The organism is Paraburkholderia sp. (assembly GCF_050742655.1).
Classification (GTDB): domain Bacteria; phylum Pseudomonadota; class Gammaproteobacteria; order Burkholderiales; family Burkholderiaceae; genus Paraburkholderia.
Window position 1 is genome coordinate 1 of record NZ_JBOIGG010000021.1, and the last position, 18,666, is coordinate 18,666.

Here is an 18,666-nt window from a genome sequence, read left to right on the forward strand (position 1 = left end):
GCCTGATGACCATAGCGTGTCGGTACCACCCCTTCCCATCCCGAACAGGACCGTGAAACGACTCCACGCCGATGATAGTGCGGATTGCCCGTGTGAAAGTAGGTAATCGTCAGGCTCCCCAGCAGCAGCACCCGCCCCCGCCCGCCCTCAGGCTCGCGGGGGCGTCGTGTTTTATGCCACAGTCTCCGCTATTTCTCCCCAGCCTCTCTCCCCGTCTATATCCCTCGCTCCAACGCCCCACACACTCCCAGCGAAACACCGCAAAGCAAATCGAAGCTCACCCATTTCGTTCGAAGACCGGCCGGCAGCGCATCAAGTACCGTAGTCGCTTCGGCTGATGCACAAAGCTCAATGTGGAATAAGCAAATGAGCGCGCGGCATGGTTTGCGTTTTGCAACCGCTGGCGACGTTGAGTGCTACGTATGGGAGAAGGAGTAAGAGCGGCGACGCGCATCGGGCGGCGAGAACAGAAGCGTTCTCTTCGACGTTCACATCGAAGCGCAAGACGCGAGTGGGTGTGAAACCCGATGAAGCAGAATTGCAGCGAAGCCACGGTGAACCACAAGACCGCGAACCACAAGACGCATGAAAAGCGTCGGGCGACATAAGCCGCCCGACGCCGGCAACACTACGACCCTCGTCGGAAGAGTCGGATGATAAACAGCAGAATGACCGCGCCGATCACCGCGGTGATGATCGAACCGATCCAGCCGCCACCGAGCGTGATGCCCAGTACGCCGGCCAGCCATCCGCCGATGAACGCACCGACAATGCCGACGATGATGTCGACGATCAATCCGAAGCCGCCGCCTTTGACCAGCACACCCGCCAGCCAGCCGGCGATCGCGCCGATGATGAGCCATGCAATGATGCCGTGTTCCATAATCGAGACTCCATGGTTGAACGTGAAGGGATCAACGGCCAGAGCTTAGTCGAACGTCGCCGCTCCGTCCATCTTCAGGATACTGAATTAACAATGTCTGAACGTAACGTTTTGCAGGGTCGCGATTCTAAAACCCCATGCACCGCGCATTCGGCAACGCAGCATGAACGCGCTATTCGGGCGTCGGTTCGGCGGCCTGTGCGCTCCAGCTGACGCTCGACACGCTCGTTTCCATACTGATCCGGCTGGCCATCCATTCGAGCTTTGGCTGGTCTTTCGGATGCAGCTTCAACGTCGCGGTGACGAGGATGCGTCCGGGCTGCCCGTCGACGTCTTCGCTCGTCAGGCTTTGAAAGGACAGCGGCGCTGAAGACATCGCGTTCGACAGCGCAGTGCGGATATGGATTTCGTCCTCCTCACGGCATACGACGCTCAACACGTATTCGCGGACGAGGTCCGCGTTTGAAACGGGCGTCGCGTTGATCAGGTGACTGACTTCGCGCAGCACCGTGTTCGTCAGCAGTACGACACAGGTGCCGGCCAATGCGGGCCCATAGTGGCCCGCGCCGCACAGCACGCCGACTGCTGCAGAGCACCACAGCGTGGCTGCCGTGTTGATCCCCTGGATCGAACCTTTGTCGCGCATGATCACGCCGCCGCCGAGAAAGCCGACGCCGGACACGACATACGCGGCGATCTGCGTGACCCCGGCGGAGCCGTTGCCGGTCAGTACGCCGAGCGTGACGAACAGACACGCACCGCTCGCGACGAGCGTGATCGTGCGCAGGCCGGCGTTGCGTTGCCGCATCTGCCGCTCGAGACCGATGGCGACACCGCAGGCGAAAGCGGCGAGCAGCCGCAGAGCAAATTCGAACGTCATGGATATAGAACGAAAAACGTGCAGGCGCACAGGTTGATCGATACGCATGACAGCCGCGCGAAAGCGACTGCCGATGCACCGTCATGCGCGATGCGTCGCGACCGCGCGCCGTGACGCATGCACGGTCGGGGCGCGCATGCGTGCCGCGGCATGCAGCGCATGTCGGCGGTATCGGGCGGGTGCGGAAGCGAGAGGCGCGCACCGCTTGCCGGAAGGCAAGACGGCGGCAATGAGAAAGACGCGGTCTTGCGATCAGGCGAGCGTGAAGAGCGAGGCTCGGTTACAGCTACTGTCCAAAGTACGGATTCCTGTTCGACGAATGGGCGGATTTTAGGCGGCCCATTCGCACCAAGTCAACCGCTTTGGCGACATGGGTCTTTCGATACGCAGCGCCGCTCAAGTCGCGCTCAAGTCACGAGCGACCCGCGCCGTTAGCCCGTGTAGAGGGGCCGTCGTGCGCGGCCCGGCGCGATCGATGGAGACGTACCCCATGGACGAACACACCCAGGCGTCATCACGCGACGAACGGCCCCATGCGGGCGATGCACTCCGCGAAGACGATATTCCCATCGGCGAACCGCTTGCCGAGCCGCTCGTCGATGCCGGCGGCGCACTGCTCCTCGCGGCCGGCGCGATCCTGCCCGATACCGCGGCGCGCTCGTTTCTGTTCACGCATTTTTCGCCGCATCGCGCTCGCGCGAGCGACGCGGCGCCCCATCTGGCCAAACCCGACACCGAACCATCCGATACCGACGACGCCACTGCCTCGCAGAGCTTACGCGCGGAAGATCTGGATATAACGGTCGGCACGCGTCTCGGCATGCGGCCACAACTTGGAATGGGACGCGCGATGCATCCGGGACGTCTGATCGGAATGGCGCCGAACCGCATGCTGTTCGCGACGTTGCCGGTCGTCGGACGCGATCTGTTGCCGGTCAATCCGGGCGAACAGGTCGAGATCGTCGCGCTATCCGGCCAGGCCGTGGTCTGGTTCGTGTGTACGGTCGAAGCGGTCTGCAGGGCGCCGTTCGACTACCTCGTGTTCTCCGCACCCGGCGTGATCCGCCAGCTGCGCACACGCCGGCAGATCCGCGTACGCAGCCATCTCGCCGTGCGCTACGGTGTCGACCTGACGGGTAGCCATTTCGAAGGGCTCGGGCTCGGTCACGATCTGAGCGTGCAGGGGATGTCGCTGGCGGCCGCCAGTGTGCTCGGTCGCCCCGGTGAGCGTCTGTGCGTGTCTTTTGGCCTGCATATGGGCGACGCCGATACGGCACTGCAGGCGGTCGCCGTGATCCGCAACGTGTACGCCGACCCCGCGAATCCCGATCTGACGATGCACGGTCTCGAATTCGATCCGCTCGACCCTGCGCAACAACTCGCGTTGAAAGCCTGCGTGCTCGACCTGCAGCACGAAGCGTTACACCGGGGCGCCGTCTGACGCCCCTTCGCTTTCGCCTTCGACCGCACCCGCGACCGACGTATCGCCGGCGAATGCGATCCGGTCACGGCCGCGCAGCTTCGCACGATACAGGCTGCGATCCGCCTCCAGCAGCCACGCGTGATAGCCGGACATGCCGGGCATGCACGGCGCGACGCCAATGCTGATCGTGCACGGACAGTCCGTGTTCTCCTGCGTGCTCTTCGCGCGCATCGCGAGCAGCAGCCGGTTCGCGACCGTGCGTGCTTCGGCGAGTGTTGCGCCGGCCAGCACGACGCCGAATTCCTCACCACCGTAGCGCCCAATGCTGTCGCTGTCCTTGAAATGCTCGCGCAGCAGATTCGCGAACGCTTTCAGCGCCGTGTCGCCAGCGAGGTGGCCGAGCGTATCGTTGATTCGCTTGAAGTGATCCAGGTCGATCAGCAGCAGGCTCGACGCATACCGGTTCGTATTGCAACGCGTGAATTCTTCCGCGAGCCGGTCTTCCCAGCAGCGCCGGTTGAGCAGGTCGGTCAGGCCGTCGGTGCGGCTCAGGTGTTCGAGCGTGCGTGTCTGGTCGGCGAGCTTGCGCGACATCCGGTAGATCGTCCAGCCCACTGCGACCGGATAGACGACCATCACCGGCAGGCACGCGACGATCTCGCGCATGTCGGGACGCGGTTCGAACACGAGGCCGAGTGTCGCGGCACCGATTGCGATGCCTGCTGCATGCGCGACGAGGCCGCGGAAGAACAGCGCCAGGCCGCCGGACGCAATGTTGTTCATGCTGAACATCGTCACGATCAGCACGGCCGGCAGCAGATTGAAGCGCACGGCGACAATCCAGAAGCCGCCGAGCACCGCATCGACCATCAGGTTGAGCTGTTCGCCTCGGTAGGGCACCGCACCCGCGAGTGCCGCGCGGCGCGCGAGGTGCGCCCACACGAAGCCATGAAACAGCAGCAGTGCCCACAGTAGCGGGCCACGGTGTTGCTGAAGAAACACCGACGCGACGCAAAGGAAGCCAAGCGCAAGCCCCGTCACCCGCAGGCGATAGATGCGCTCGACGAAGCGTTTGCCCTTTCTCGCCGTGTATTCCATTTCGACGCCGACGCTATGAATGAAAGGCCGTTCGTGCCTGCCTGTCGACCTTGGGCTTCGGGCCTCATGCGGCAACCGGTCGTGAATGTCCCCGCGCCGGAAGTCCTGCGTTCGATGGTATCAGCAACCGCGATACCCGGCTCGCATCGACCCGTCTTTTGCCGTGTCAGTCGACGGACCCGCGAAACCGCTCCCGATACTGCACCGGCGTCGCACCGATCCGCTTCATGAAGACTACGCGCATCCGGTCGGCACTGCCGAAACCGCAGTCGTACGCGACCGCCTTCAACGCCGCATCGCTGCTTTCCAGCAGTTTGCGCGCAGCGTCCATCCGCGCGCGCTCGACGAACTCGTGCGGCGTCACACTGGTTTCCTGAACGAACACGCGTGCGAAGTTCCGCGCGCTCATGCCCGCGACGTCGGCGAGCTGGCTCACGGTGAAGCGCTCGCGAATATGCGCCATCACGTGTGCCTGGACTTTGGCGACCGGCGCCGTATCGTCGGCGGGGGCGGTCAGATACGGGCTGAACTGCGACTGGCCACCCTGGCGCTGCGCGAACACCACGAGCCGCTTCGCGACCGCGAGTGCGAGCCGCGGTCCGTGATCTTCGGTAACGAGCGCGAGCGAAAGGTCGATGCCGGCCGTTACGCCCGCCGATGTCACGAGCCGCTCGTCGCGCAGATAGATGCGATCGAAGTCGACCTGCGCAAGCGGAAATTGATCCGCAAGCTGACGGGCGTGCTGCCAGTGGGTCGTCACGCGTTTGCCGTCGAGCAGACCCGCGTGACCGAGCGCGAACGCGCCGGTACAGACGGACCCATAGCGCGCGCTGTGCGCGGCCGCCGCGGTGATCCATGTCACGAGACGCGCATCCGGCGGTTCGACCGGTAACGCCGGACCGCCTGCGACGAGCATCAGATCGAAGCGGTGCGGTGCATCGTCGAAGGTCTGGTCGGCGACGAACGACAGCCCGTTCGACGCGCGCAGCGCACCGCGCGAGGGGCCGATGACCGTGACCGCATAGTGCTCATCGGCGGGAAGAAAGCCGTTGGCCTCGCTGAACACGTCGAGCGGGCCGGCGACGTCGAGGGCCTGCACGCCGGGGAAAATCGCGATCGCTACGCTGCGCATTCGATGCTTCCGTCGGTAAGCGGTGAATGAACGATGGGAAGGGGCTGACGCGCCAACGCACCGCGGCAGTGTATGCGGTGCGGTTGGCAGTGTTGCACGGCGTGCCGGCGTTGTCCGCGTGCCGCAGATTGCCAATAGTGATCACGACCATCCACTTCACGGAGACACGCGATGAAACAGCATAGCAAAGCAGCAGCGCCGGGCGCCGGCGAGGACCGCGAGCGCATCGCACGTCGAGAGGCATTGCTAGACGACGCGCTCGCCGAAACCTTCCCAGCCAGCGATCCGATCTCGCACGGCTACGTCGATTGACCGGGCGGCGTTGCGCGTCCGCTGCGCGCGCCGTTCTTTTTTCTTCTGGAGGGCACTCTCATGGCAATCACCATTGCAGGCATCAGGATTCCCGACAGCGCGATGGCGCGCGAAGCGACCGAACTCGTGCGCGATACCGAAACCGATCTGCTGTTTCATCACTCGCGGCGTGTGTTTCTGTTCGGCGCGCTCACCGGTGAACGCAAGCGGCTCAAGTACGACGCCGAGTTGCTGTACATCGGCGCGATGTTCCACGACATGGGCCTCGTCGAGCCGTACAGCAGCAAGGACGAGCGCTTCGAGGTAGACGGTGCGAACGCCGCGCGTGATTTTCTGCAGCGGCATGGGATCGGCGAAGCCGAGATCGAGCAGGTGTGGGACTCGATTGCGCTGCACACCACGCCCGGTATTCCGAAGCACAAGAAGCCAGTCGTCGCGCTGGTCACCGCGGGCGTCGAAATGGACGTGCTCGGTCTCGCGTATCACGACTTCACCGACGAACAGCGCGAGCAGGTGACGCATGCGCATCCGCGTGGGCCGGCCTTCAAGGAGAGCATCATCGATGCGTTCGCGAAAGGCACGATCCACAAGCCCGAAACGACCTTCGGCAACGTAAAGGCCGATGTGCTCGCGCTGAAGGATCCGCATTATCACCGAGGCAACTTCTGCTCGATCATCCTCGGTTCGGCGTGGAAGTCGTGACACGCCGCACCCGCGCGGCGATCATGCGAAACGTCACACGATGCCCGCGGAAACGAGCCGCACGCGCGTGATTTCCGATGGCGCGCCAAGGCGCTTCGGCGGTCCCCAGTAGCCGGTGCCGCGGCTCGTATAGACCCACAGCCCGTTCAGCCGCGCGAGCCCGGCGGTGAACGGCTGCTGAAGCCGCACGAAGAAATTCCACGGGAAGAACTGGCCACCATGCGTGTGGCCCGACAGCTGCAGCGTGAAGCCCGCATCGGCGGCGGCATCGGCGGTGCGCGGCTGATGCGCGAGCAGTACCTTGATGCGCACGTCGACCGGTGCGCCCGACAGCGCCGCGGCGGGATCGCTGCGATGCGTGGGGTCGAAGTGATCCGCGGTGTAGTCGGTGACGCCGGCGATCACGAGCTGCGCGTTATTGTGCGCAATCACCTCGTGTTCGTTCATCAGCACGCGCAGCCCGAGCCGGCGGAATTCGGCGATCCATTCGTCCGCGCCCGAGTAGTACTCGTGATTGCCGGTGACGAGGTACGTGCCGTGCCGAGCGGTGAGACGCGATAGTGGCTGCGTGTGCTCGCGCAACTGTGCGACGCTGCCGTCGACGACGTCGCCGGTTACCGCAATCAGGTCCGGCTTCAGACGGTTGACCGCATCGACGATCGCGTCGACGTATGACCCCTTGATCGTCGGACCGACGTGGATGTCGCTGATCTGCACGATCGTGAAGCCGTTGAGTTCGCGCGGCAGGTCGTCGATCGGAATGTCGATCGTGACGACGCGCGCGCGACGCCGCGCGTTGATGAAGCCGATTACGGTGGATAGCACCGCGATCGCGAGCACCACGACGGCGCTGTCGGTGCGCCAGCGCGCGAGCACGATCGTGTGCGGCCAGATCGCGTCCACGGTCAGCAGCGACGCGAGCACCAGGTCGCGCACGAAGGTCGCGACGAGCAGCGACGAAAAGAACCCCATCGCAAGCAAGCCGACCCACGCGATGCGATCGCCAAGCGGCTGCCGCTTGATAGTCCGCGCGAGCATGCCGAGCGGGATCATCAGACACGACAGCAGGAGATACAGTCCGGCGAGCCAGTGGCCCGTGCTGCCGATGGGCAGATCGTGAATCAGACGGAAGCCGACGTACAGATGGAACAGCACGCCGATACCGATCATGCGGATGAAAAACTGCGAGAAACGACGCATAAGGAGGCGATAGAGAAGGGCGGTACTACGTTGGCGCGTGGTCGATGCGCGGTTGATACATTGATATACCGGCACGCGTAGGGGCTACACCGGCCGTCCCATTCTACCGAGAGTTCGGAACGGCTGCCGAAGGCCCGTCCGGAGGTGTCTTACCCGATCTTGCCGCGGCTTGACGGCCAGTCCAGATTGCTTCGAAGCCGAATTAAATGGGCTTTGAATTGTGTGTGGCGGTGGACTATTCTGAAAGTGAATCCTGTCGTCACACGGTGCGGCAGCGCTTCGCTCCACTGGATTCCGCCTGCCGCATGAACGCGCGACGTTCACGGTTCGATTTATCGCCCGTTTAGAGAGCGATGCGGGAGACAGATGATGAAAGCGGACAAGACGATGCGGCACGCGCATCACATCGGACATGAAGGCAGCCATGTCATGCTGCCGCTGGTCGTGCTGTCGCTGATGGCAGTGGGCCTCTACCTCGGCGTGCGCAATATCGATTTCTCGGAGCTGGGGCGCACGGCGCTGTTCTACGTCGTGATGGTTTTCGTCGCGCTTGGTGTGGTAGGGCTGTTCGGTTTTGTCGGTGGATGGTTGCGGTCGCGCGGCGATGAGGCCGGGGTGGACGAAGGGTTCTGCTTCGTCGGTGCGTTGATCGGCGGGATCGTGTTCTACGCCGCGCTGCTGACAAGCTGATTCTCAACTGCCCGGCAAACGACGATAGCGCCGATGACGACGATGCGCTGCCAATGACAGCGCAAGCTTCCGGACGCGCTGCGCGCTGCCTGGCGCGATAATAGCCGCTGACTGTTCCTCCTGAGCATTGCCGCGCGGCCTCCTGCGTGGCGATGCCGTCTGCCGATGCCCGATCTGTTCGACGATTTGCCCACGCCTGATGTCGCGTGGTTTCCCGACTGGCTTGCCGTCGATCATGCTGCGACGCTGCTCGGGCGCATCGTGGATGAAGTTGCGTGGAAGCAGGACACGATGGGCACGCCGGCCGGCCGCGTGCCGTTGCCGCGTCTCACCGCGTGGCAGGGCGACCCGGACGCCGTCTATGTGTACTCAGGCATCCGCAATCTGCCCGCACCGTGGACATCGGCCGTGGCCGAACTCAAAGCCGCCGCCGAAGCCGGGAGCGACACGCGCTTCAACAGCGTGCTGATCAATCGCTACCGTCACGGGCTGGACAGCATGGGCTGGCACGCGGACCGCGAGCCCGAGCTGGGCGCACAGCCGGTGATCGCGTCGGTGAGCCTTGGCGTCGCGCGCCGCTTCGATCTGCGGCACAACCTGACCGGCGTCACGCAGTCATTCCAGATGAAGGGCGGCAGTCTGCTCGTGATGTGCGGCCGTACTCAGGCGGAATGGCGACATCGCGTGCCGCGCGAACCGCGTGTGATGGGCGAGCGGGTCAATCTGACGTTTCGCTGGGTTAATCCGAGAAACGGTTGATTTTTATAAAAAATATAAAAGTTTTAACTGGTTTATGCGCATAACGCTGTCGATCGGCTTAAGCGGGCGCATCGAGCCTTCTGCGGACCGTCGCGACCAGCGCATCGAATCCGATCGTGCTCGCGGCCAGCGCGCTGGCCGCCGGAAACTGCTCGCGCACGATGTCGGTGAGCACCTGGCCGGGCGGCGCTTCGACGAAGACGCGCGCGCCCATCTCATACATCGCGGTCAACGCGTCGAACCAGCGCACGGTGTCGCGCATGTTGAGCACGAGATCGTCGCGAATCGCGTCAGCGGTATGAAGCGGCCGACCGCCGCGATTGCCGACATACGTACTGTGCGGCACGCGAAATTCGATGGTCCGTGCGTAAGCGGACAACGCATCGGCGGCTGGCGCGAGCAGTTCGCAGTGCGACGGCACGCTCACCGCGAGGCGCGTCGCCTTGCGCGCGCCTGCAGCGAGTGCGCGTTCGATGAACGCGTCGAGCGCCGCATCGGCGCCGGCCATCACGATCTGCCGCGGCGCATTCACGTTGCCGATGTAGACGCGCGGTAGACCGGCGCGCGCGTGATCGTCGGCGAGCCGTTCGATCCGCGCTTCGTCGAGCCCCGACACCGCCGCGAGCCCATAGCCCGATGGGTAGGCCGCTTCCATCAGTTCGGCCCGCCGACGCACCAGTCGCAATGCGTCGTCGAACGCGAGCGCGCCGCAACTGACCGCTGCCGCATACGCACCGACCGATAACCCCGCGCTGAACTCTGGCTGCAGCTGCGCATCGGCGAGCGCGCGTACGGTTGCGACGCCGGCGACGACGAGCCCGATCTGCACCGCGACCGTCGAGCGCAGCGCGTCCTGCGTGTCGAGCGTGAGTACGTCGACACCGAGCACCTGCGAAGCTTCCGTAAGCGTCGCGTCGACGCATGCAAGCTGCGGCAGCCGATGCAAAAAGCCTTCGCTTTGCGCGCCCTGGCCGGGAAACAGCAGCGCAAACATCACGCGGTACTCCGCAACGGATGCCAGGGGTCGTCGACGAGTTGCGGGCCGTTCGCATCACGCGCGAGCACGCGCAGTTTGCCGGCGGCATACTCGGCGAGCGCGACGCCGCCAGCGGGCGTCTCTAGCTGCGCATCGATACGTGTGCCTGCACGCTGTGCCGCGTGCTGCAATTCGTCGAAGAGATGTTGTGCGTCCGCAAGCGTCAGCGGACCCGGTGTGCGGATCAGCAGATCGAGATCGCTCGATGCATTGACCGTCGGCTGATTCGTGCCGAGTTCGAAGCCCACGCTGCCGGTCGGTCCCCACGCGAATTGCCGTAGACACACTGCATCGCGAAGCAGCAGCGCAAGCGCGGCGAAGACAGGCAGGTCATGCCGGTGCGGGTAGGGCGCTTCATTCACGAGATGTTCGGGCGCAATGCGCTGCTCGATATCGGCACTAGTGGCCCACGTGCCGTAGCGTTGCGCCCGCGTCGCTCCACGCACGCCGATCGCGACGAAACCATCCGCTGCCGGTGAGCGTCGCACGACTGCGAACGGCGCGCGAGCCCATGCATCGCGCAGCCAGGACGGCTCATCGTCCGCATGTGGCAGGCGTCGCAGCCGCAGCAGATCGTGCGGACGACAGCGCATGTCGATCGCGAACGGAGCGACGGCGGCGCTATCGCGCATCACACGGCGTCCCACTGCTCGGTGAGCCTGCGCCGCACTTCGATCGACGCCGCGCGCGTCTTCTTCGCGTTCTCCGACTGCAGCCGATGCGACAGATCACGCGTACCGGCGCGCGCACTCGCGACCGAATCGATGAGCACCTGCCGCACGCGATCGATCTGCGCGTCATTGGGCGCATCGGCATCGACACCGTCGATCAACACATCGAGCAGACCGAGCTTCGCGAACGAGGCCATCGTGTACGACATCGGCACGATCGTCTCGCCGAGTTCGTCGAGTGCCTCGACGCTGCGGCGCGTAACGCGCGCGGCCGCTTCTTTGCCCATCGCGTGGACCATCGTGCCGGGTGCGTCGAGCGCGACGATGCGGTTCGCCTGATAGCCGTGCGCGAGAAACGCGCCCGACATCGCGGGCCCGACGATCAGCGCGACGACCGGGTGTCCCGCATCGCGTGCGCTCGCATAGGCATCGACGGCCGCCGCGCACGCGAGATGGACGCCAAGCATTTCCTCGCGATACCCATAGGCCTGGCTCTTCACATCGACGATCGCGACGATCGGCCGCTTCGTCGTGGCGTGCGCATCCTGCGCGATCGCGTCGCGCACCACGCGTGCGAGCAGCCAGCCTTGTTCAAGACCGACGACGTTATCGACCGCACGCGGAAAGCGGTTGCCGGGATCGGGCACGACCGAGATGAAGCGCGCGATGTCGCTACCGAGCGGAGCGTCCGCGTGCCACACAGGCGCGTCGCTGGCCGACGTACCGGCCAGCGCGCGAAGCCAGCGCGCGCCGCGGCTCGAATGCGCATCGTTCAGCGGGGCGTTCATGCCTGCTCCTTGCGCGGCGTCGCCGCATCGTTTGCGTGGAAGACCGCGCGCATCGTCTCGGGTGTCACCGTCGATGGGTCGATTTTCGCCAGACGCGCGAGCGTCGCATCGACCTGTTCGCTGCGTGCCGCAGTCGGCGCGGGTTGTGCGCTTGCCTCTCGCACGGCCGCACGGATGGCCGCGAGATCGTCGTCGACGAGCACGTCCGCGAAACCGGTCGCGGCGCGCTGCTCGCCGCCGATCAGTTGCCACACGCGACGCCGGTCGCTCGCATCGAGTTCGTCGATGCCGGCTTCCTGTTCGATCACTTCGGGGCCGTTCATGCCGAGCCGTCCCTGCTTCGTGACGATCAGATGCGAACACAGCGCCGCCGCGAGCGACATGCCGCCGAAGCATCCGACCATCCCCGCGATCACGCCGACCACCGGCACGTGCCGCCGCAACGCGACGATCGCGGCCTGGATCTCGGCGATCACCGCGAGTCCGAGGTTCGCTTCCTGCAGACGCACGCCGCCGGTCTCGAACAGCACGACCGGGCGCACCAGCTTGCCGCGCTCGCAGTCGCGCAGCGCGAGTTCGAGTGCGCCCGCGATCTTGCTGCCCGATACTTCGCCAATGCTGCCGCCCTGGAACGCGGACTCGATCGCGGCGATCACCGCGGGCGCGCCGTCGATCGTGCCGCGCGCGATCACGACGCCGTCGTCCGCCTGACAGACGACGCCTTGCAGCGGCAGCCATGGCGATTCGAGCCGGTCAAACGGTCCGAGCAATTCGCGGAACGTCCCGGGATCAAGCAACGCGCTCGCGCGTTCGCGTGCCGACAGTTCGATGAAACTCTCGTGCAGCAGCGGAGAAAGAGAAGCGGTGGCAGTGGTCATGCACGGCGCTCCGGTTCGGCGGCTTCGATTGCTTCGGCGAGGCGCAGCGCGACGACGCCTGGCGTTGCGCCGAAGTCGTTGATCTCGATCTGCGCGGCGCCGTCGTAGCGCGTGAAGAAACGGTCGAGCACGCTCTTCCAGATGTGGCCGTAGCCGTCGACGCTCGTGCGCACGATCACCTGCGCGCGCATCGCGTCGGCCGGCGACAGCAGCACTTCGAGATCGCCGGAGCCGACCACGCCGACGTGCGCGCGAGTCGTGACGGCGCGTTGCGCCGGGTAGTCGAAAGTCAGATGTTCCATTGTGTTGCGGTCCCATGCAAAGTAGTCGACACGCTTACTGCGGTCCGATGTCCTGCAACTGCAGACTGTCGATAAAGAGAGTGGCAGCGAGCAGATCGGCTGAGCCGCCGGGCGATGCGTTGAGTGCAAGCAGCGCGCGGTCGAGATCGGCGAGCGCGGCGCGGCCCGTTACTGTCGAACTGCCGCCGAGTGCGAGCACACGCCGCGCGCCGCTGCGTCCTGCCTCCAGGCCGGGCAGACCCGCACGATGCAGCAGGCAGGTGTCGTCGAGCGACGCCATGATCGAGAGCAGAGTGTCGACACGAGCGCACGTTTCGACGATGCCGCGATCGCGCGCCGCGCGCAGCGCCGGCAGGCCGACGTCGATCACATGCGGAAAGCCGTCTTGCGCTTCGCCGCGCGCGCCGCCGACGCGATAGCGCGCACGCACGCGTTCGCCGTGACTGTTCGCGGGCGCGGCAAAGCGATCCGGAAAGCACGCGATTTGCGCGGCCAGCGCGCAGACGTTCGCGGCAGGGTCGAAGGTGCCGGGAGAAGTGGCAGCGCATGCATCCGCGTAAATCGCAGCGCCAGCGACGAGCAGCCCGACGATCCAGATCGCGCCGCGATGCGCGTTGCTGCCGCCAGTCGCGGCGAGCATCGCCTGTTCGCCGGCACGGCCGATCTGCGCGAGTTCTTCACGCAGCGTTGCCGACGGCACGCGGCCGCGTGCGGTGCGCGCGAGCAGGGTGAACGTCGGTTCGAGTGCATCCGCCGAACGTAGCATCGCCGCGAGGTCGAGATCGCGATGCGCGCCGCTGCCGCGACCGTCGACGAGTGCCGGCTTCGGCGTCAGTTCCGCCTCTTTGATCAGCGCATCGACCGCGCGCGCGGCAAGCTGCGCATCCGACCACGCGTCCAAAGTAAAGCGAACGGAACGACCCTCGGCACGAGCACGGCGAACAGGTAACGCAGCGATCGCGCTCATCGCATCACCAGCTGCGGAAGCGCGCGGGCGGCGCATACAACCCGCCGGACCACGTGACGAGATCGTCGATGCTGCGCGCCGCGAGCAGCGAGCGCTTCGCTTCGCCGCGCCGGATGCCCAGGTCTTCGGGATACGCGACGATGCCGCGCCGGCGCAACTCGGCGGTTTTTTCGGGCCGCGCGCGCAGACCGACCGGTGTTACACCGGCGACCGCGGCGATCGCCGCGCGCCGTTCGTCGATGCCTTCGGCCTTATGCAGATGCGCGATGCCTTCCTCGGTGACGACGTGGCTCACGTCGTCGCCATAGATCATCACTGGTGCAATCGGCATGCCGTTCTTCGCACCGACCGCGACCGCGTCGAGTTCGTCGACGAAGGTCGGCTCACCGCCTTTCTTGTAGGTCTCCGCCATCTGCACGACGAGCTTGTGGCCGCGCGATACGGGGCCCTCGTCCTTCAGCAGCTTGAGCCATGCTTCGCTCGAATGACGCCGGCCGCGCGGATCGTGGCCCATGTTCGGCGCGCCACCGAAGCCCGCGAGCCGGCCGCGCGTCACTGTCGACGAATTCGCGTCCGCGTCGATCTGCAGCGTCGAACCGATGAACAGATCGACGCCGTATTGCCCCGCGAGCTGGCACAGCACGCGGTTCGAGCGCAGCGTGCCGTCGCGTCCCGTGAAAAACACGTCCGGCCGCGCTTCGATGTACGCCTCCATGCCGACTTCGCTGCCGAAGCAGTGCACGCTGTCGACCCAGCCCGATTCAATCGCGGGGATCAGCGTGGGGTGCGGATTGAGCGTCCAGTTGCGGCAGATCTTGCCCTTCAGTCCGAGCGCTTCGCCGTAGGTGGGCAGCAGCAGTTCGATCGCGGCGGTGTCGAAGCCGATGCCGTGATTCAGCGACGTGATGCCATACGGCTCATAAATGCCGCGGATCACCATCATCGCCGTGAGCACCTGCAGGTCGCCGATGTGACGCGGGTCGCGCGTGAACAGTGGCTCGACCGCGAACGGACGATCCGCCTGCACGACGACGTCGACCCACGAGCCGGGGATGTCGACGCGCGGCAACTCGTCGACGATCTCGTTGACCTGCACGATCACGATGCCGTGCCGGAACGCGGCAGCCTCGGCGATCGTGGGCGTGTCCTCGGTGTTCGGACCGGTGTACAGATTGCCGTACCGATCGGCTTTTTCCGCGCACAGCAGCGCGACCTGCGGACTCAGATCGACGAACATCCGCGCATACAGCTCGACGTACGTGTAGATCGCGCCGATCTCGAGCTGCCCGTCTTCGAGCAATTGCGCGACGCGCAGACTCTGCGGTCCGGCAAACGAAAAATCGACCTTGTGCGCGATGCCGCGCTCGAACAGCGTCAGGTGCTCGGGGCGGCTGATGCTCGAGATCAGCAGATGCATGTCGTGAATTTTCTGCGGATCGACCTGCGCGAGCGAACGCGACAGGAAGTCGGCCTGTTTCTGGTTGTCGCCTTCGAGCACGACACGGTCGCCCGGGCGGATCAGCGTTTCGAGCGCATCGACGATGCGCGAGGTGGGCAGCACGCCGTCTTCGAGCCACGGTGCGATGACGGCGAGGCGGCGCGCTTTTTCGTCGCGGCGGGTGGTCCATGAACGGGCGACGGGCGCTTCGGTGGGTGGGTTCATCGACGGATTCAACTCCCGGATGGGGTGGTGCGTGTGCGTCGTGCGCGCGGCGGCCGTGAGTAGGGTGCCGCGGTATCGGCAGCATCGGCCTCCGCACGCTCGGTGAGGAAACGGTACAGCAATTCGCCAGTGCCGAGCAGATGCGCGACCACCAGCGATTGCGCGGCCGCGACGTCGCGCCGGGCCACTGCATCGAACAGCGCGGTGTGCTCATGATCCGAATCGCCCTTGTGCGACGGCACCCCCAGCTTGAGGCGCAGATAACGTTCGCCTCGACGATGCAGTGTCTCGAGCATGTCGGTCAGCTGCGGACGCGCGGCGGGCGCGTACAGGCTCAAGTGAAACGCCTCGTTGCGCGCGACGTACAGCGACGGGTCCAGCTCGCGTTCGGCCGCACGGCACAGCTTTTCGGCGGCGCGCAACGTCGCGGGGGTGTGCAGCGGAATCGCGAGGCCGAGTGCAAGGCTTTCGAGCGCGGAACGAATCTCGTAGATCTCGCGCGCCTCGCTTGCCGACAGCGGCGCGACCGTCGCGCCCTTGTGCACCTCGACTTTCGCCCAGCCTTCGCTCTCCAGCTGACGCAGCGCTTCGCGCACCGGGATCGCGCTGACCGAGAAATGACGCGCGAGCGCGTCCTGCCGCAGCGGGGCGCCCGGCGCCAGCGTACCGTCGACGATCGACGCGCGCAGCGCGTCCGCGATCATCCGCGCGGTGCTGGCTCGCGGGACCGTCGGCATCGACGGCAGGGCCTTGCGCGTGGCGCCGGCCAGGGGAAAACCATCTGTTGCGTCGCTCATAAGATCACATATTATATATAAAAAGACGCGTACTCCAGCAGGGCAAACCCGGTTTTGCAACTCGACCGGCGGCCCCGCCCAGCGCGCACAGACGGTTTGCCGCGGGGACCTCACACGTGCCGCGCCGTTCCGTTCCGACGTATTCCAACCGTATGACCGGAGGAGATGATGGATTCATTGACGGACCGCGCGCGGGGCGCGCGACAACGCACGCCGCTCAACCGCTCGCAGATCACGGGCTTCTGGGGCGCGTGGGCAGGCTGGACGCTGGACGGGATGGACTCGTTCATCTACGCGCTCGTGCTCACGCCTGCGCTGACCGAACTGCTGCCGCGCTCGGGTTATGCAGCGACGCCCGGCAACGTCGGGCTCGCGGGCTCGATCCTGTTCGCGCTGTTTCTCGTCGGCTGGGGGCTGTCCTTCATCTGGGGGCCGCTCGCGGACCGCTTTGGCCGCACGCGTGTGCTGGCCGGCACGATTTTCACGTTCGCGATCTTCACCGGGCTGGCCGCGACTTCGCACAACGTGTGGGAGCTGGGCATCTATCGCTTTATCGCGGGCATCGGCATCGGCGGCGAGTGGGCGCTGGCGGGGACCTACGTCGCGGAAGCGTGGCCGGAGGATCGCCGCAAGATGGGCGCCGGCTATCTGCAGACCGGCTATTACGCAGGCTTCTTCCTCGCGGCCGCGCTGAACTACACGGTCGGCGTGCATTTCGGCTGGCGTGCGATGTTTCTCACTGGCGCCGTGCCGGTCGTCGTCGCGATCGTCGTGCTGCTGCGCGTGAAGGAATCGGAAAAATGGCAGAAGGCCGAAGCGGGCGCTGTGCGCTCACGACCGTTGCGCGAGATTCTCGGACCCGCCTACCGACGTCGCACGTGGGTCGCGTGCGCGCTGCTGACGATCGCGATCATCGGGCTGTGGGCCGGTGCTGTGTACGAACCGTCGGCGGTGATCCAGCTTGCGACGCGTGCCGGCATGGGGAAGGGCGATGCGATCAAGACCGCGTCGCTGGCCACTGGCCTGCTGTCGATCGCGACGATCATCGGCTGCCTCGCGCTACCGCCGATCGCGGAACGCATCGGCCGCCGCAAGACGCTCGCGATCTACTTCGCCGGGATGGCGGTCTCGATCGTCGGCGCGTTCGGCTGGGCGTTCTATCTGCCGAACGGACTCGCGCCGTTCATCGCGTGGCTCGTCGTGCTGGGCTTTTTCGGCGGCAACTTCGCGTTGTTTAGTTTGTGGCTGCCCGAGCAGTTCGAGACCCGCGTGCGCGCGACGGCGTTCGCGTTCTGCACGTCGTTCGGCCGGTTCGTCGGTGCGGGCGTGAACTTCCTGCTCGGTGCCGCGGTGCTGCACATGCATACGCTCGGCGTGCCGGTCGCGTTGACCGCGATCGTGTTTGTCATCGGGCTGTTCATCATTCCGTTTGCGCCGGAGACCAAGGGGGAAGTGTTGCCGCAGTGAGGGGGTGAAGGCGGAGAGCGAGCGAAGGGCCCAGGCAGACGGCCGCCTTCGACTCACTCCGCCTGTCTGCGCACCCGGTGCCGCAGCACCGAAACCAGCGGCCAGCCAAGATTCACGCCGAGACTCGCGACCACGATCAGCACCATCCCGGCGAGTTGCGCAATCGACAGCGCACGGTGATAGAAGATCGCATCGACGGCGATCGCGGTGAGCGGATAGACGAACAGCAGCACGGCGATGACCGGCGTCGTGAGCTTCGGCAGCGCGCCGTAGATCAGCGCGTACGCGAGCCCCGTATGCAGCACGCCCATGCCGACGAGCCAGAACCACTGCTGCGGCGCGATGTGCGTGGCGCCGAGCGGTGCAATAAACGGTAGACATACCAGCCCGACGAGGCATTGCGCCAGCGTCAGCAGATGAGGGCGCAGATCGCGGAGGCTTTTCGCGATCAGCGTGACGGCCGCATACAGCACCGAGCCGACGAGCGCTTCGCCGACGCCGACGAGATAGCTCGAATGCCCCTGCAGATTGCCGGCCGCCGCGACACCCGACGCGAGTACGAGGCCGACGAAGGCCGTCGCGATCCAGCCTAGCCGGTCGATGCCGAGCGGCTCGCGAAACAGCGCCGCGCCGATCAGCACGACCCAGAACGGCTGCACGTGGAACACGACGGTCGCGACCGCGATGCTGGTGCGATGGATCGCGTCGAAGAAGCCGACCCACTGCGTGACCATCAGCACGCCGGACACGATCGCGAGCGCGACCGTGCGCCGGGTGAAATGGCGGCGCGCGAAAAAACCCTTCCACGCGCAGTACGCGGCGAGCGCGCAGAAGCCGAACAGGCAGCGGAAGAACACCAGCGTGAGCGCGTCGAGTCGCGCTTCCTCGACGAATACGCCGAGCGTGCCCATCAGCAGTCCGCCCGACGCGAGCATGACGGCGCCTTGTTGACGGTCGGTGAAAGACATGCCGGATCGACTCCGCAAACGATGACGAAACCGAGTATCGGCGACTTGTA

Annotated in this window: 20 protein-coding genes and 1 rRNA gene; 7 read left to right on the top strand and 14 right to left on the bottom strand. The window is 65.5% G+C overall.

Annotated features, from left to right (window positions below):
• Nucleotide 1 precedes the first annotated feature (1 nt).
• A 5S ribosomal RNA gene (rrf, locus tag ACREXZ_RS25160) occupies nucleotides 2-115 on the top strand.
• A gap of 513 nt (nucleotides 116-628) precedes the next feature.
• Here rrf and ACREXZ_RS25165 read toward each other — a convergent pair.
• Both ACREXZ_RS25165 and ACREXZ_RS25170 read right to left on the bottom strand, forming a co-directional pair.
• Nucleotides 629-883: a GlsB/YeaQ/YmgE family stress response membrane protein gene (locus ACREXZ_RS25165; protein ID WP_133645117.1), complete on the bottom strand. Its 255-nt coding sequence runs from the start codon at nucleotides 881-883 to the stop codon at nucleotides 629-631.
• Nucleotides 884-1,055: 172 nt separating this feature from the next.
• On the bottom strand, nucleotides 1,056-1,763 hold the full coding sequence (locus ACREXZ_RS25170) for an MgtC/SapB family protein (protein WP_431766839.1): 708 nt from the start codon (nucleotides 1,761-1,763) through the stop codon (nucleotides 1,056-1,058).
• A gap of 490 nt (nucleotides 1,764-2,253) precedes the next feature.
• Here ACREXZ_RS25170 and ACREXZ_RS25175 point away from each other — a divergent pair, with 490 nt between their 5' ends.
• Nucleotides 2,254-3,204: a flagellar brake protein gene (locus ACREXZ_RS25175; RefSeq protein WP_431766840.1), complete on the top strand. Its 951-nt coding sequence runs from the start codon at nucleotides 2,254-2,256 to the stop codon at nucleotides 3,202-3,204.
• On the opposite strand, the gene ACREXZ_RS25180 is transcribed toward ACREXZ_RS25175, so the two are convergent.
• A complete protein-coding gene (locus ACREXZ_RS25180; RefSeq protein WP_431766841.1) occupies nucleotides 3,184-4,284 on the bottom strand; it encodes a diguanylate cyclase in 1,101 nt (366 codons plus the stop codon). The two genes, ACREXZ_RS25175 and ACREXZ_RS25180, sit on opposite strands and share 21 nt — an antisense overlap.
• 166 nt (nucleotides 4,285-4,450) lie before the next feature.
• The gene (locus tag ACREXZ_RS25185) at nucleotides 4,451-5,416 is read right to left on the bottom strand and encodes a GlxA family transcriptional regulator (RefSeq protein ID WP_431766842.1); all 966 of its coding nucleotides are present in this window, start codon (nucleotides 5,414-5,416) and stop codon (nucleotides 4,451-4,453) included.
• A gap of 171 nt (nucleotides 5,417-5,587) precedes the next feature.
• Here ACREXZ_RS25185 and ACREXZ_RS25190 point away from each other — a divergent pair, with 171 nt between their 5' ends.
• Nucleotides 5,588-5,728: a hypothetical protein gene (locus ACREXZ_RS25190; protein WP_431766843.1), complete on the top strand. Its 141-nt coding sequence runs from the start codon at nucleotides 5,588-5,590 to the stop codon at nucleotides 5,726-5,728.
• A 60-nt stretch (nucleotides 5,729-5,788) separates the two neighbouring features.
• Nucleotides 5,789-6,430 (top strand): HD domain-containing protein, encoded by a 642-nt coding sequence (locus ACREXZ_RS25195; protein ID WP_431766844.1) that lies wholly within the window; start codon nucleotides 5,789-5,791, stop codon nucleotides 6,428-6,430.
• A 33-nt stretch (nucleotides 6,431-6,463) separates the two neighbouring features.
• Here ACREXZ_RS25195 and ACREXZ_RS25200 read toward each other — a convergent pair whose 3' ends face one another.
• A complete protein-coding gene (locus tag ACREXZ_RS25200) occupies nucleotides 6,464-7,630 on the bottom strand; it encodes a metallophosphoesterase (RefSeq protein WP_431766845.1) in 1,167 nt (388 codons plus the stop codon).
• A 366-nt stretch (nucleotides 7,631-7,996) separates the two neighbouring features.
• On the opposite strand from ACREXZ_RS25200, the gene ACREXZ_RS25205 reads away from it, so the two are divergent.
• Nucleotides 7,997-8,320 (top strand): hypothetical protein, encoded by a 324-nt coding sequence (locus ACREXZ_RS25205; protein ID WP_431766846.1) that lies wholly within the window; start codon nucleotides 7,997-7,999, stop codon nucleotides 8,318-8,320.
• 165 nt (nucleotides 8,321-8,485) lie between these two features.
• Complete coding sequence (locus ACREXZ_RS25210) at nucleotides 8,486-9,079, top strand: alpha-ketoglutarate-dependent dioxygenase AlkB family protein (RefSeq protein ID WP_431766847.1); 594 nt, start codon at nucleotides 8,486-8,488, stop codon at nucleotides 9,077-9,079.
• Between the two features lie 58 nt (nucleotides 9,080-9,137).
• Here the strand turns inward: ACREXZ_RS25210 and mdcH are convergent, their stop codons facing one another.
• From mdcH to ACREXZ_RS25250, 8 genes are read right to left on the bottom strand one after another with little or no spacing between them, the layout of a single operon-like run.
• A complete protein-coding gene (gene mdcH, locus ACREXZ_RS25215) occupies nucleotides 9,138-10,073 on the bottom strand; it encodes a malonate decarboxylase subunit epsilon (RefSeq protein WP_431766961.1) in 936 nt (311 codons plus the stop codon).
• Complete coding sequence (locus ACREXZ_RS25220; protein WP_431766848.1) at nucleotides 10,073-10,747, bottom strand: malonate decarboxylase holo-ACP synthase; 675 nt, start codon at nucleotides 10,745-10,747, stop codon at nucleotides 10,073-10,075. Before ACREXZ_RS25220 ends, mdcH begins: the two co-directional genes overlap by 1 nt.
• The gene (gene mdcE / locus ACREXZ_RS25225; RefSeq protein WP_431766849.1) at nucleotides 10,747-11,574 is read right to left on the bottom strand and encodes a biotin-independent malonate decarboxylase subunit gamma; all 828 of its coding nucleotides are present in this window, start codon (nucleotides 11,572-11,574) and stop codon (nucleotides 10,747-10,749) included. Before mdcE ends, ACREXZ_RS25220 begins: the two co-directional genes overlap by 1 nt.
• On the bottom strand, nucleotides 11,571-12,452 hold the full coding sequence (locus ACREXZ_RS25230) for a biotin-independent malonate decarboxylase subunit beta (RefSeq protein WP_431766850.1): 882 nt from the start codon (nucleotides 12,450-12,452) through the stop codon (nucleotides 11,571-11,573). Before ACREXZ_RS25230 ends, mdcE begins: the two co-directional genes overlap by 4 nt.
• Nucleotides 12,449-12,754 (bottom strand): malonate decarboxylase subunit delta, encoded by a 306-nt coding sequence (locus ACREXZ_RS25235; protein ID WP_431766851.1) that lies wholly within the window; start codon nucleotides 12,752-12,754, stop codon nucleotides 12,449-12,451. The genes ACREXZ_RS25230 and ACREXZ_RS25235 overlap by 4 nt, the downstream gene beginning before the upstream one ends.
• A 34-nt stretch (nucleotides 12,755-12,788) precedes the next feature.
• The gene (locus ACREXZ_RS25240) at nucleotides 12,789-13,721 is read right to left on the bottom strand and encodes a triphosphoribosyl-dephospho-CoA synthase (RefSeq protein ID WP_431766852.1); all 933 of its coding nucleotides are present in this window, start codon (nucleotides 13,719-13,721) and stop codon (nucleotides 12,789-12,791) included.
• 4 nt (nucleotides 13,722-13,725) lie between these two features.
• The gene (gene mdcA, locus ACREXZ_RS25245) at nucleotides 13,726-15,384 is read right to left on the bottom strand and encodes a malonate decarboxylase subunit alpha (protein ID WP_431766853.1); all 1,659 of its coding nucleotides are present in this window, start codon (nucleotides 15,382-15,384) and stop codon (nucleotides 13,726-13,728) included.
• Between the two features lie 8 nt (nucleotides 15,385-15,392).
• The gene (locus ACREXZ_RS25250) at nucleotides 15,393-16,181 is read right to left on the bottom strand and encodes a GntR family transcriptional regulator (protein WP_431766854.1); all 789 of its coding nucleotides are present in this window, start codon (nucleotides 16,179-16,181) and stop codon (nucleotides 15,393-15,395) included.
• A 168-nt stretch (nucleotides 16,182-16,349) separates the two neighbouring features.
• Between ACREXZ_RS25250 and ACREXZ_RS25255 the strand changes: the two genes are divergently transcribed.
• A complete protein-coding gene (locus ACREXZ_RS25255; RefSeq protein ID WP_431766855.1) occupies nucleotides 16,350-17,648 on the top strand; it encodes an MFS transporter in 1,299 nt (432 codons plus the stop codon).
• A 53-nt stretch (nucleotides 17,649-17,701) separates the two neighbouring features.
• On the opposite strand, the gene ACREXZ_RS25260 is transcribed toward ACREXZ_RS25255, so the two are convergent.
• Nucleotides 17,702-18,616 (bottom strand): DMT family transporter, encoded by a 915-nt coding sequence (locus tag ACREXZ_RS25260; protein ID WP_431766856.1) that lies wholly within the window; start codon nucleotides 18,614-18,616, stop codon nucleotides 17,702-17,704.
• Nucleotides 18,617-18,666 lie beyond the last annotated feature (50 nt).